The following is an 11,337-nucleotide window of genomic DNA, read 5'->3' as shown; positions in this document are numbered from 1 at the left end:
CCCGCAGCGGTGGCGACCATCCGCGCAGGGTGCTTGTGCCCCGGCAAAACATGGGCGATACGGGTTCGGTCACGCAGTTTCGCAGGTTGGAGCATTAATGCAGATTGAGCAGACCACGCTTCCGGGCGTCCTGGTCCTGACGCCACGGCGGCATGGCGATGCGCGCGGTTTCTTTTCGGAAAGCTGGAACCGCAGGACGTTGCGCGCGGCCGGGCTGGAGCTGCCGGAATTCGTGCAGGACAACCACTCGATGTCGGTCGCGGTGGGAACGCTGCGCGGGCTGCATTTCCAGTCGCCGCCCCATGCGCAGGGCAAGCTGGTGCGCTGCGGGCGCGGGCGGTTGCTGGATGTTGCGGTTGATATCCGCAAGGGCAGCCCGACCTATGGAAAATGGGTGACTGAAGAGCTGTCCTTCGAAAACGGCCGCCAGCTTTGGATTCCGGCGGGCTTTTTGCATGGCTTTGTCACGCGCGAGCCGGAGACCGAGATCTGCTACAAATGCACCGATTACTATGCCGCGGATTGCGACGGCGCGGTGGCCTGGGACAGTGTCGGCATCGACTGGGGTCTGACCGGCGCGCCGCTGCTCTCGGCCAAGGACGCGGCGGCGCAGCCCCTCGCGGATTTCGACAGCCCTTTCACCTATGAAGCCCCCCTGCATGACGAGGCGAGAGCATGAAGATCCTTGTAACCGGTGGCGCGGGCTTCATCGGCTCGGCCGTGGTGCGGCTGGCCGTGCGGCGCGGACATGAGGTCGTCAACCTCGATGCGATGACCTATGCCGCCAATCTGGAGAATGTGGCCTCGGTCTCGAACAGCCCGCTTTACGCCTTCGAACAGGCCGATCTGCGCGACCGCGCGGCACTCGACCGGGTGCTTGAGGCGCACAAGCCCGATGCGATCATGCATCTGGCCGCCGAAAGCCATGTCGACCGCTCGATCGACGGGCCGGGCGATTTCATCGAGACGAATATCACCGGCACCTACAACCTGCTGGAGGCGGCGCGCGCCTATTGGGCGGGGCAGGGCAAGCCCGAGGGCTTCCGCTTTCACCACATCTCGACCGATGAGGTCTTTGGCAGCCTTGGCGAGACGGGCCAGTTCACCGAAGAGACGCCCTATGATCCGCGCAGCCCCTATTCGGCCAGCAAGGCCGCGTCCGACCATCTGGTCCGCGCCTGGCACGAGACCTATGGCCTGCCGGTGGTGCTGACCAATTGCTCGAACAATTACGGGCCGTTCCATTTCCCCGAGAAGCTGGTCCCAGTGGTGATCCTGAACGCGCTGCATGGCCGGCCGATCCCGGTCTATGGCGATGGCGGCAATATCCGCGACTGGCTTTATGTCGAGGATCACGCCGACGCGCTGCTGCTGGTGGTGGAAAAGGGCGAGCTGGGCCGCAGCTACAATATCGGCGGCGAGAACGAGGCGAAGAACATCGACCTCGTCCGCACGATCTGCGCCCATATGGACCGCCTGCGCCCCGAAAGCGCGCCGCATGACCGGCTGATCACCTTCGTCAGCGACCGTCCGGGCCATGACCGGCGCTATGCGATCGATCCGACCCGGATCCGCACCGAACTGGGCTGGCGCCCCTCGGTCACGGTCGAGGAGGGGCTGGCGAAGACCGTCGAATGGTATCTCGAGAACGAGGGCTGGTGGCGCCCGCTGCTGGACCGCAAAGGCGTCGGCCAGAGGCTTGGCAAGGCATGACCGGGCTTCTGGTTTTTGGCCGGACCGGGCAGGTCGCGACCGAACTGGCGCGGCTTGCGCCGGATGCGCGCTTCCTCGGCCGTGGCGGGGCTGACCTTTCCGATCCCGCGGCCTGCGCGGCGGCTATTCTGGCGGCGCGGCCGCAGGCGGTGATCAACGCCGCCGCCTATACCGCCGTCGACCGCGCCGAATCCGAGGCCGGGCTTGCCAGGCTGGTCAATGCCGAAGCGCCTGCGGCGATGGCGCGGGCGGCGGCGGAACTGAGCGTGCCGTTCCTCGGCATCTCGACCGATTATGTCTTCGACGGCGCGGGCGACCGGCCCTGGCGCGAGGATGATGCGACCGGACCTCTGGGCGTCTATGGGGCCAGCAAGCTTGCCGGAGAGCAGGGGATCGCCGCGGCGGGCGGGCAATGGGCGGTGCTGCGCACCTCATGGGTCTTTTCGGCGCATGGCGCGAATTTCGTCAGGACGATGATGCGGCTGGGTGCCGAGCGCGACGAGCTGCGCGTGGTCGCCGACCAGCATGGCGGCCCGACCCCGGCGCGTGACATCGCGGCGACCTGCCTTGCCATGATCGCGGCGATGCAGGGCGACCGGGCCAAGGGCGGGATCTATCACTATTCGGGCGCGCCCGACACGACCTGGGCCGGGTTTGCCCGCGCGATCATGGCCGAGGCCGGGCTGACCTGCCGCGTCACCGATATCGCGACCACGGATTACCCGACCCCCGCCCGCAGGCCGGGCAATTCGCGGCTGGATTGCAGCGCAATCGCCCGCGATTTCGGAATCCCGCGCCCGGACTGGCGGGTCGGGCTGGCAGATGCAGTGAGGGAGCTTCAAGCATGACCGAGACGGCTACCCCCCCGAGCGGGCGCAAGGGGATCATCCTTGCTGGCGGGTCCGGCACAAGACTCTATCCGATCACCATGGGCGTGTCGAAGCAGCTTTTGCCGATCTATGACAAGCCGATGATCTACTACCCGATCTCGGTCCTGATGCTGGCCGGCATCCGCGAGATCGCGATCATCACCACGCGCGAGGATCAGGAGCAGTTCCGCCGCCTTCTGGGCGATGGCAGCCAATGGGGGCTTGCCTTCACCTATATCGTCCAGCCCTCGCCGGACGGGCTGGCGCAGGCCTATATCCTGGCCGAGGATTTTCTGGCCGGTGCGCCCTCGGCGATGGTGCTGGGGGACAATATCTTCTTCGGCCACGGCTTGCCACTGCTGCTTGAGGCCGCCGACCGGCGCGGGTCGGGCGGAACCGTTTTCGGCTATCGCGTCGCCGACCCCGAGCGTTACGGCGTCGTCGCCTTCGACGACAGCGGCGCGGTCAGCCAGATCATCGAGAAGCCCACGGCGCCGCCCTCGGATTATGCGGTGACCGGGCTCTATTTCCTCGACGGCACCGCGCCCGAGCGCGCGCGGCGGGTGAAGCCCTCCGAACGGGGCGAGCTTGAGATCACAACGCTGCTCGAAACCTATCTCCATGACGGCAGCCTGACGGTGGAGCGCATGGGTCGCGGCTTTGCCTGGCTCGACACCGGCACCCATGCGAGCCTGCTGGATGCGGGGAATTTCGTGCGCACGCTGGAAGAGCGGCAGGGCCTCCAGACCGGCTGCCCCGAGGAGATCGCCTTTGATCACGGCTGGATCGACGCCGATGCCCTGCGCGAGCGGGCGCGCCTCTTCGCCAAGAACGACTACGGCAAATATCTGGCCCGGCTGCTGGCCTGAGCCGTCCGGCTCAGCGGCCGCGCAGCCGTCCCGCCAGCGCCGCCGCCATGACCGCGGCGGTCCCGGCCCGGCTTTGCCGGTAAAGGCCGAGGTGCCGCATCTCGGCCAGCGCCCGATAGCCCGGCGCGGTCAGCAGATCGCCGAAGCGCCGCAGCAGGTCGCGGTTCTCGGGCAGGATCAGATCGGCCGCCGCCTCCAGCGCGGTCTGGTTGCGACCGAGCCAACCCGCGAAACTGCCGTCGAACAGCATCGAGGCCCGCGCGGCCTTGGCCCGCGCCGTGTCATTGCGGCCCATCACGTTCTGCTGGTGCTGGCGGTAAAGCAGAACCTGCGCCGCGTCGCGATGGATCGCCGCGCCCGCGCCGGCAAGGATCTGGTAGACCCACCAGTCATGCGAGATCACGCCCGCCGCATCCGCCGCCGCCGCGCCTTGCTGCAGGATGGCCAGCGCCTCCGCATTGGCGACGGTCGTATTGCCCGGCAGGCAGGCCTGAATCAGTGCATTGCGAAAGCCGAAGGGGCCGGGAAAATGCGGCGCGGGGGACAATTCGCGCAGCGCTTCGTCGCAGATCGTGGTGCGGGCGGCATAGACGGCGGGGCCGTTCTGGCGTGACAGATGGGCGGCGGCGCGGGCCAGCTTGTCCGCTTTCCAGACATCGTCCTGGTCGCTGAAGGCGATCCAGCCCTGCGGGTCCGCCTGCCGGATCAGGTGCAGGAAATTCGCCGTCGCACCCCGCCCCGGCCCCTCGATCAGCGAGATCTTTCCCGCGCTCCGCGCCGCATAATCCGCGACCACCTGCCGCGTGCCGTCCGTCGATCCGTCATCCGAGACCACCAGCCGCCAATCCGTCCAGTCTTGCCCAAGGATGCTGTCCAGTTGCGCGGGCAGATAGCGCGCGCCGTTATAGCTGGCCATGACGATGGTGATCTGCGGCTGCACCCGGCGCCTCCCCTTGGTTCGGCCTGAGCTAACCCGAAGGGGGGTGACTTGGCCAGTCCGCTACTGGTCCTGCCGGGCGATGTCCTCGATGAGGACGCTGGTGACGCCGGGACCGCTGGCCTTCCGTGCCGCCACCAGCAGCGACCGGCGCAGCCGCGACAGGCTCGCCTCGGAGGTGAAGTTGCCGTCGAAGCCGCCGGTATTCGCCTCGATCATCAGCGCATTGAGGAGCGCGTCCCGCAGCCGGTGCTCCTGCCGGGCGATCAGCGGGGCCGCGTCCGACGACATCTCGATCGTCAGTGACAGCACCATGACCGCATTGGTCGCGCCATTGCGCATGACGGGGACGAAGAACTGGTTCGGGAAACGGAACCAGTCCTTGCCCGCCGCGCCTTGCTGGCCATTGGCCGCATCGCCGCCATGCCCCTCGGTCTGGGCGTGGTCGTCGCTGACCGCCGCCGCTTCCTCGGCCTCGGCAGGGGCCGTCTGGCCCCCGGAGTTTTCATGCGCCGCGCCCTTGCGCAGCATCTCACCCCCGACCGCGCCGCCGAGGAAGGCGAGGATGGCCAGCAGGCCCAGAATGGCGATCTTCATCGGAGGCGTCCTCAATAGGGCAGCAGGATATCGGCCAGCTGCTGGCCATAGCGCGGCTGCTGGACATCGCTGATCTGGCCGCGTCCGCCATAGGCGATCCGCGCCCCGGCGATGCGGTCATAGGCGATCTCATTCCGCCGCCCGATATCCGAGGGGCGGACGAAGCCGCTGACGGTCAGCACCCGGACCTCGTAATTCACCCGGACCTCCTGCGAACCCTCGATCCTGAGGACGCCGTTCGGCAGCTTCTCGACGATGGTTGCGGCGACGCGCAGGGTCATCTTGTCCCGGCGCGAGATATTGCCGCTGCCCTTGAAGGTCGAGGAGCTTTTCGCCTCGACCATCTCGTCCATGCTGGCCCCTTCGGGCAGTTTCTCGTCGATCCGCTGCGGCAGACCGGCCAACTGCGGAATGCTGACCTTGTCCGAGGCGCTGCGCGACCGGCCCGAGCTGTTCTGGATCTCGGCGCGGTCGTCGATCTCGATCACCACGGTCAGGATGTCGCCGCGTCCCTGCGCACGGCGGTCGGCGACCAGCGAATGCTGCGCCCCGGTCCAGAGCGAGGCGGCGCTGTCCGGCCTTTCCGGCAGGCCCGAGGCAAGGTCGGGCGACGCCATCGCCATGTATTCGGCGGTGCTTTCGGGGGCGGTCATCGGCGGAACGCGCCCGACCTGCGAGACGCGACCGCAGGCCGAGAGGGCGAGGACAAGGGCAAGGCCGCCGATGACGAGGCGTGTCGGTGTCAGCGTGGTGAGGCGCATCGGATTTCCTTCAGTTCGGATCGACAAGGACGGTCCCGTCGGGCGCGATGCGACCCGAGACCGTGGCGCGTGAGGCATTGTTCATCGCCCGGATCATCTGGCCCGCGCCGCCGGCGCTGAGCGCGCGGCCCTCGGCCTCGATCCGCAGCGCGGCGCGTTCATAGACGAGGGTGACAATCTGGTTTCGGGCAACAAGGGTCGGCGCGGCGAGGAAGGCGGGCTCAATCGCCCGGCCCTTGCTGACCAGCACCCGAACCTCTTGGCCAATGACCTGCCCGACATCCCCGATCGCGCCCTCCTGCGTCGGATCAAGCTCGACGAGGTCCGCGGTGATCAGCGTTCCGGGGCGCAGCACCCGCGCCGCGACGACCGCATCGGCCAGCGCGGGCAGGGGCAGGGCAAGCGACAGGACCAGCAGCACCCGCATCAGCGCACCTGCACCGTGGCGCCCAGCATCTGGTCCGCGGCGGTGATGACCTTCGAGTTCAGCTCATAGCCGCGCTGCGCCTTGATCAGTTCGGTGATCTCGCGCACCGGGTCGACGGCGCTTTCCTCGAGATAGCCCGCGCGCAGCGTGCCCAGCCCTTCCTCGCCCGGCGCAGCGACAAGGGGGGCGCCCGATGCGGTGGTCTCGAGAAAGAGGTTCGACCCGATCGCCTCCAGCCCCTTTTCGTTCAGGAACCCGGCGAGCGTGATCTGGCCCAGATTCTCGGGCTCTACCCGGTCGGCGAAATAGGCGAAAACCTCGCCCGAGGGGCTGATCGAGATGCTTTTCGCCTCCTCGGGAATGGTGATGTCGGGAACCAGCGGGAAACCCTGAGAGGTGACGATCTGCCCCTCGGCCGAGCGTTTCAGGCTGCCGTCGCGGGTGTAGCCCGAGGCGCCCGAGGGCATGGTGACCTCCAGATAGCCGCCGCCCTCGATCGCGACGTCAAGGTCGCCATTGGTCTGGACCGGGCTGCCCTGACCCAGCATGACGGTCACGGCGGCGGCCCGCACGCCAAGGCCAAGCTGGACCCCGGCCGGAACCATGGCCCCGGTGGTGGCGGTCAGCGTGCCGGGGCGCGTCGCCTGCTGGTATTGCAGGTCGGCGAATTCGGCGCGACGCGGATTGTAGCCGGTCGTCGACATGTTCGCGAGGTTGTTCGAGATGACCTCGACCCGCATCTGCTGGGCGCTCATGCCCGTCGCGGCGATCTGGAGGGCCTTCATCTGGTTTCCTTTCAGCGGGTGAGCGAGGTGATGGCCTGGCGGATGCGCTTGTCTTCCTGATCGAGGAAGGACTGGCCGAGTTCATAGGCGCGCTGGACCTCGATCATGCGGGCGATCTCGGTGACCGGATCCACGTTCGATTCTTCGAGGAAGCCCTGGCGGATGACCGGTTCCTCCAGCGGTTCGGGATCGGTCCCGGCTTCGAAGAGGGTGCCCGCGACATGGCTGAGGTCGGCGGGGTCGGGACTGGCAAAGACGCCGACCCGCCCGATCGGCAGGCCGTCGGCCGAGAGCGTCCCGTCGGCCCCGATGCCGATGCTGCGCGCGCCCGGCGGCACGGCAATGGGCGCGCGCCCGTCATCGAGCAGCGGATAGCCGTCGGGATTGACGATCTCGCCCTCGGCATTGGTCTGGAAGGCGCCGGCGCGGGTCAGGCGGTTGCCCTGCGGGGTCTGGACCATGAAAAACCCGTCTCCGTCGATGGCGAGGTCATAGGTTCCCTTGGTCTCGGTCATGCCGCCCTGTCCAAGATCGACCATGCGGCCGCGGATATTCGCCATCGCCAGCGTCTCGCCGCCATTGCCAAGCGGGACCATGTATTCCGAGAACAGCACCCCCTCGCGCCGGAAGCCGGTGGTATTGGCATTGGCGATGTTGTTCGCAATCGCGCGCATTTCGCGCATCAAGCCGGATTGCCGGGTCAGCGAGGCGTAGATCGCATTGTCCATGGCCTAGAACCCCGCGATCCGGGGCAGGATCTGGTCAGTGAAGAATCCGGCCAGCGTCGCCGTCATGAAGCTCATGCTGACCCAGAACACGGCGAGCATTAGCGCGATCTTTGGCACGAAGGTGATGGTCATTTCCTGCACCGAGGTCAGCGCCTGAAAAAGCCCGATGACCACGCCGACGACCAGCGCGACGACCAGCAGCGGCGCCGACATGCGCACCGCGATCCAGAGCGCCTGCCGGGTCAGGTCGAAAATCAGGTTCTCGTCCATTGTCAGACCGGCATCCGCAGGATTTCCTGATAGGCTTCGACCACCTTGTCGCGGATGGCCACGGCGGTCTCGAGCGCGATCTCGGCCTGGGCGATGCTCTGGACCAGCTGATGCGTGTCGGTCGCACCAGTCATCGCGCCGGTGGCAGAGCGGTCGACCTCCTCCATCACGCGGGCGAAGTTTCCTGCGGCGGCGCTGACGCCCTGCGGCAGACCCTCGCCCGGCGCGACGGCGGGGCGGGCGCGGTCATAGGCGGAGGCGGCGAATGCGGATGCGATCATGTCGGGTTCCCTAGCGGCGGATCAGGTCAAGAAGCGCGCTGCCCATCTGGCGCGCCTGTTCGAAAATGCGAAGATTGGCCTCATAGCTGCGGCCGGCTTCCCTCGCGTCCGCGATCTCGACCACGAGGTCGACATTCGAGCCGCTGTAATAGCCGTCCTCGCCCGCCATCGGATTCGAAGGGTCGTGGATGCGGGGCAGCTCGCGCTGGTCGAGGCGGGTGGGGCTGGTCGTGACCGCGCCGGTCGCGCGGCCGAAATCCATCTCCTGCTGGAACGAGACCAGCTTGCGGCGATAGCCGGGCGTATCGGTATTGGCGATGTTCTCCGAGACATGGCGCAGCCGGACTGCCTGTGCGCGCAGGCCCGATGCCGCCAGCTCGACCGCCGAGAGGGGTGTGCTCATCCTCCCGCCCCTCAGACCCGGCGGCCAAGGCTGGTGCGGATCATCGAGAGGGACGAGCGCGTGACCGTCAAGGCGAGGTCGAACTCGCGCCGGATATCGGCCGCGCGGATCATCTCATCCTCAATCGCGACGGTGTTTCCGTTCGGCGCAGGCTCACCCCCGGCATCGACGGCACGGTCGGGGCCGCCCCAGCTGATACCACTCGCATGGCCCGGCCGCGTGGCCCGCAACTCGGTCGCGGGGGCCGAGCGGTAGGTCTCGGCAAAGCGGCCGAGGTCATGTGCTCTAAAGCCCGGCGTGTCGGCATTGGCGACGTTCCGGGCGGCGAGGCCCTGACGGGCGCTGGCATGGGCGGTCAGCGAACTGGCCATGCGCAGCGTGTCAATCCGGTCAAACATCGAGGTTTCTCCTCAGCTTCCGATAACCGGGTCTTAACCCCGAGAAGTTTAGAAACCCTTTCACGGCGCAATTTTTGCGCGAGGCGAGGAACCGCTATGGATAAAATTCGATCAATCCCGGCCCGGATGGGGAAACTGCGCATGGCCCGCCGCTTTGGCATGGTCACGGGCGTTCATGGCGGGGTGATCCATGTCGGCGGGCTGAACGCCCATGCCGCACTTGGGGACCGCGTGTCGCTGGTGCCCCGCATGGGTGGCGCGCTTGGCGCGGAGGTGGTGGCGCTGCACCCGGAGACGGCGGCGGTCCTGCCCGAAGGCCCGACCGAGGGTATCGCCATCGGGACCGAGGCGGAGTTGCTTTTCGCCCCGACCCTCGCGCCCGCGGACAGCTGGGTCGGGCGCATCGTCGATCCGCTGGGCCGGCCTCTGGACGGGCGGCCGCTGGTGCCCGGCCTGCGGGAGCGCGCCTATCGCCCCGCGCCGCCGCCCGCCGCCTCGCGCAACCGGCTGGGGCCGCGGCTGCGGACGGGGCTTGCGGTCTTTGACACCCTCCTGCCGCTGGTGCGTGGCCAGCGCATGGGGCTGTTCGCGGGGTCGGGCGTCGGGAAATCGACCCTGCTCTCCGCGCTCGCCAAGGGGGTGGCCGCCGATGTGGTCGTGGTCGCGCTGGTGGGCGAGCGGGGCAGGGAGTTGCGTGAGTTTGTCGAGGAGGTGCTTGGCCCCGAGGGGCTGGCGCGGTCGGTCGTCGTCGCCGCGACCTCGGACCAGTCGCCACTGATGCGCCGCCGCTGCGCCTGGGCCGCGATGACGGTGGCCGAGCATTTCCGCGATCAGGGGCGGCATGTCCTGTTCCTTGCCGATTCGATCACCCGCTTCGCCGAGGCGCATCGCGAGATCGCGCTCTCCGCCGGGGAAAGCCCCAGCTATCGGGGTTTTCCGCCCTCGGTCTCGCATCTGATCATGTCGCTTGCCGAACGCTCGGGGCCGGGGCCGGAGGGGGCGGGCGACATCACGGCGGTCTTCAGCGTGCTGGTCGCCGGGTCGGATATGGAGGAGCCGGTGGCCGACATCCTGCGGGGCGTGCTGGACGGGCATGTCGTCCTTGACCGCGCCATCGCCGAGCGGGGGCGCTTTCCGGCGGTCGATGTGCTGCGATCCGTCTCGCGCTCGCTGCCGCAGGCGGCCAGCGCCGAGGAGAACGCGCTGATCGCCCGCGCCCGCGCCGCTCTCGGCGCCTATGCCGAATCCGAGTTGATGATCCGGGCCGGGCTATATGCGCAAGGATCGGACCCGAAACTTGACGAGGCGGTGCGGATCTATCCGGCGCTGGATCAATTCTTTACCCGCGACAGCCCGACGCCGGGACAAAGCTTCGCCCTGCTGGCCCAGGCGCTCGCCTGACTATTGGCAGAGCCGGAAGCCACCCTTCCGCGTCTTGATGTCGAGGTGGAGGTGATTGTCATGCGCCGCGTTCGACCCCGGCCCCAGCACCGTCGCGAAATGCAGGCAGGCGGTCGCTCGGACCGCATGCTGGAAGGATTCCAGCAGGTCGCCGTCATCCTTCCGAGGCGCGACCTCGATCGTGCTGCCGTCATCGAAACGGAAGGCGGCGATGTCGAAGGCGTTGCCGAAAGCGTGCTCCGAGGTCTTGCCGCCGCCGTTCCCGACCGTGGCGCGGCATTGATAGGTCGATCCCGCGACCAGCCCGACAAGGCGCGGCTGGCCGGGCAGCAAGGCGCTGGCGGGGCGGACGAAATCGCGCAGCCAATGGGCGAGGTGGCGGGCAGTGTCGCAGCGCATCAGCGCGCCGCCTTCGATGGCGACCCCCGGAAGCGGTGATTGCAGCATGATCGGACGGTCGATGCCGCAATCGCGATTGGCCTCGTCGCTCACCGGCGCGCGCTCCTCGTAATCCGAGCCCAGCAGGGTCAGTTCAAGGAGGCAGGCGGAATAGGAGAAATCATCCTCGCGCAGGGTGGCATGGATCGGCGGCGCTGCGGGTCCGATGAAGTCGGGTTCGGGTTCGGTGCCCGCCTCGCGTTCGGGTTTCGATCTGGCGGCGGGCTTGGCCTGCGCCGGACCGGTTTCTTCCGGCGTGTCGACGGCCGGATCGACCTTTTCGGGTTCGGCCGGCACCTGCGGCGCTGGTTCGGGCCGGACGGATTCCGTGACGGCCGGGGCTTGCTCGGCCCCGTCAGGGGCTACTTCCTCCGGCCGATGCGCCGGCCGCTGCTCCTCAGCGATAAGCGGAGAGGGGGCGAGCGCCGCGATCAGAAGAACTGCCGCCAGCGCCCGCATC

16 protein-coding genes are annotated in these 11,337 nt (G+C 68.0%); 5 read left to right on the top strand and 11 right to left on the bottom strand.

Annotated features, from left to right (window positions below):
- The first annotated feature begins 97 nt into the window (after positions 1–97).
- The 4 genes from rfbC to rfbA are packed head-to-tail and all read left to right on the top strand — an operon-like array spanning position 98 to position 3,451.
- Positions 98–679, top strand: a complete 582-nt coding sequence (gene rfbC, locus VNQ78_RS01490) for a dTDP-4-dehydrorhamnose 3,5-epimerase (RefSeq protein WP_325685844.1) — start codon at positions 98–100, stop codon at positions 677–679.
- Positions 676–1,713 (top strand): dTDP-glucose 4,6-dehydratase, encoded by a 1,038-nt coding sequence (gene rfbB, locus VNQ78_RS01485; protein ID WP_325685842.1) that lies wholly within the window; start codon positions 676–678, stop codon positions 1,711–1,713. Before rfbC ends, rfbB begins: the two co-directional genes overlap by 4 nt.
- Positions 1,710–2,561, top strand: a complete 852-nt coding sequence (rfbD, locus tag VNQ78_RS01480) for a dTDP-4-dehydrorhamnose reductase (protein ID WP_325685840.1) — start codon at positions 1,710–1,712, stop codon at positions 2,559–2,561. Before rfbB ends, rfbD begins: the two co-directional genes overlap by 4 nt.
- Positions 2,558–3,451 carry a glucose-1-phosphate thymidylyltransferase RfbA gene (gene rfbA / locus VNQ78_RS01475; RefSeq protein WP_325685838.1) on the top strand — a complete coding sequence of 298 codons (894 nt, stop codon included), beginning with the start codon at positions 2,558–2,560 and terminating at the stop codon, positions 3,449–3,451. The genes rfbD and rfbA overlap by 4 nt, the downstream gene beginning before the upstream one ends.
- Positions 3,452–3,461: 10 nt before the next feature.
- On the opposite strand, the gene VNQ78_RS01470 is transcribed toward rfbA, so the two are convergent.
- The 10 genes from VNQ78_RS01470 to VNQ78_RS01425 are packed head-to-tail and all read right to left on the bottom strand — an operon-like array spanning position 3,462 to position 9,038.
- Positions 3,462–4,391 (bottom strand): glycosyltransferase, encoded by a 930-nt coding sequence (locus VNQ78_RS01470; protein ID WP_325685836.1) that lies wholly within the window; start codon positions 4,389–4,391, stop codon positions 3,462–3,464.
- 60 nt (positions 4,392–4,451) lie between these two features.
- The gene (locus tag VNQ78_RS01465; RefSeq protein WP_325685833.1) at positions 4,452–4,985 is read right to left on the bottom strand and encodes a hypothetical protein; all 534 of its coding nucleotides are present in this window, start codon (positions 4,983–4,985) and stop codon (positions 4,452–4,454) included.
- Between the two features lie 11 nt (positions 4,986–4,996).
- Positions 4,997–5,746, bottom strand: coding sequence for a flagellar basal body L-ring protein FlgH (flgH, locus tag VNQ78_RS01460; RefSeq protein WP_325685831.1), 750 nt, complete (start codon positions 5,744–5,746; stop codon positions 4,997–4,999).
- A 10-nt stretch (positions 5,747–5,756) separates the two neighbouring features.
- On the bottom strand, positions 5,757–6,173 hold the full coding sequence (gene flgA, locus VNQ78_RS01455) for a flagellar basal body P-ring formation chaperone FlgA (protein WP_325685829.1): 417 nt from the start codon (positions 6,171–6,173) through the stop codon (positions 5,757–5,759).
- Positions 6,173–6,958: a flagellar basal-body rod protein FlgG gene (flgG, locus tag VNQ78_RS01450; protein WP_325685827.1), complete on the bottom strand. Its 786-nt coding sequence runs from the start codon at positions 6,956–6,958 to the stop codon at positions 6,173–6,175. Before flgG ends, flgA begins: the two co-directional genes overlap by 1 nt.
- An 11-nt stretch (positions 6,959–6,969) precedes the next feature.
- Positions 6,970–7,686, bottom strand: coding sequence for a flagellar hook-basal body complex protein (locus VNQ78_RS01445; protein WP_325685825.1), 717 nt, complete (start codon positions 7,684–7,686; stop codon positions 6,970–6,972).
- Between the two features lie 3 nt (positions 7,687–7,689).
- Positions 7,690–7,956: a flagellar biosynthetic protein FliQ gene (locus VNQ78_RS01440; RefSeq protein ID WP_325685823.1), complete on the bottom strand. Its 267-nt coding sequence runs from the start codon at positions 7,954–7,956 to the stop codon at positions 7,690–7,692.
- A 2-nt stretch (positions 7,957–7,958) separates the two neighbouring features.
- The gene (gene fliE / locus VNQ78_RS01435; RefSeq protein ID WP_325685821.1) at positions 7,959–8,237 is read right to left on the bottom strand and encodes a flagellar hook-basal body complex protein FliE; all 279 of its coding nucleotides are present in this window, start codon (positions 8,235–8,237) and stop codon (positions 7,959–7,961) included.
- 10 nt (positions 8,238–8,247) lie between these two features.
- A complete protein-coding gene (gene flgC / locus VNQ78_RS01430; RefSeq protein ID WP_325685819.1) occupies positions 8,248–8,640 on the bottom strand; it encodes a flagellar basal body rod protein FlgC in 393 nt (130 codons plus the stop codon).
- An 11-nt stretch (positions 8,641–8,651) separates the two neighbouring features.
- Positions 8,652–9,038, bottom strand: a complete 387-nt coding sequence (locus VNQ78_RS01425; RefSeq protein ID WP_325685817.1) for a FlgB family protein — start codon at positions 9,036–9,038, stop codon at positions 8,652–8,654.
- Positions 9,039–9,134: 96 nt separating this feature from the next.
- Between VNQ78_RS01425 and VNQ78_RS01420 the strand changes: the two genes are divergently transcribed.
- A complete protein-coding gene (locus VNQ78_RS01420; protein WP_325685815.1) occupies positions 9,135–10,439 on the top strand; it encodes a FliI/YscN family ATPase in 1,305 nt (434 codons plus the stop codon).
- Here VNQ78_RS01420 and VNQ78_RS01415 read toward each other — a convergent pair whose 3' ends face one another.
- Positions 10,440–11,336 carry an extensin family protein gene (locus VNQ78_RS01415; protein WP_325685813.1) on the bottom strand — a complete coding sequence of 299 codons (897 nt, stop codon included), beginning with the start codon at positions 11,334–11,336 and terminating at the stop codon, positions 10,440–10,442. It lies immediately after the preceding gene.
- Between the last annotated feature and the right edge of the window lies 1 nt (position 11,337).

It is taken from the genome of Paracoccus sp. (in: a-proteobacteria), assembly GCF_035556475.1.
Lineage (GTDB): Bacteria > Pseudomonadota > Alphaproteobacteria > Rhodobacterales > Rhodobacteraceae > Paracoccus.
The sequence above is the reverse complement of the archived record's forward strand: the minus strand, read 5'-3'. Positions and strand labels throughout refer to the sequence as shown.

Excerpts from the sequence above, each read along its gene's own strand:
- rfbC (WP_325685844.1), top strand. The coding sequence starts at position 98 with ATGCAGATTGAGCAGACCACGCTTCCGGGCGTCCTGGTCCTGACGCCA.
- rfbB (WP_325685842.1), top strand. The coding sequence starts at position 676 with ATGAAGATCCTTGTAACCGGTGGCGCGGGCTTCATCGGCTCGGCCGTG.
- rfbD (WP_325685840.1), top strand. The coding sequence starts at position 1,710 with ATGACCGGGCTTCTGGTTTTTGGCCGGACCGGGCAGGTCGCGACCGAA.
- rfbA (WP_325685838.1), top strand. The coding sequence starts at position 2,558 with ATGACCGAGACGGCTACCCCCCCGAGCGGGCGCAAGGGGATCATCCTT.
- VNQ78_RS01465 (WP_325685833.1), bottom strand. The coding sequence starts at position 4,985 with ATGAAGATCGCCATTCTGGGCCTGCTGGCCATCCTCGCCTTCCTCGGC.
- flgH (WP_325685831.1), bottom strand. The coding sequence starts at position 5,746 with ATGCGCCTCACCACGCTGACACCGACACGCCTCGTCATCGGCGGCCTT.
- flgA (WP_325685829.1), bottom strand. The coding sequence starts at position 6,173 with ATGCGGGTGCTGCTGGTCCTGTCGCTTGCCCTGCCCCTGCCCGCGCTG.
- flgG (WP_325685827.1), bottom strand. The coding sequence starts at position 6,958 with ATGAAGGCCCTCCAGATCGCCGCGACGGGCATGAGCGCCCAGCAGATG.
- VNQ78_RS01445 (WP_325685825.1), bottom strand. The coding sequence starts at position 7,686 with ATGGACAATGCGATCTACGCCTCGCTGACCCGGCAATCCGGCTTGATG.
- VNQ78_RS01440 (WP_325685823.1), bottom strand. The coding sequence starts at position 7,956 with ATGGACGAGAACCTGATTTTCGACCTGACCCGGCAGGCGCTCTGGATC.
- fliE (WP_325685821.1), bottom strand. The coding sequence starts at position 8,237 with ATGATCGCATCCGCATTCGCCGCCTCCGCCTATGACCGCGCCCGCCCC.
- flgC (WP_325685819.1), bottom strand. The coding sequence starts at position 8,640 with ATGAGCACACCCCTCTCGGCGGTCGAGCTGGCGGCATCGGGCCTGCGC.
- VNQ78_RS01425 (WP_325685817.1), bottom strand. The coding sequence starts at position 9,038 with ATGTTTGACCGGATTGACACGCTGCGCATGGCCAGTTCGCTGACCGCC.
- VNQ78_RS01420 (WP_325685815.1), top strand. The coding sequence starts at position 9,135 with ATGGATAAAATTCGATCAATCCCGGCCCGGATGGGGAAACTGCGCATG.
- VNQ78_RS01415 (WP_325685813.1), bottom strand. The coding sequence starts at position 11,336 with ATGCGGGCGCTGGCGGCAGTTCTTCTGATCGCGGCGCTCGCCCCCTCT.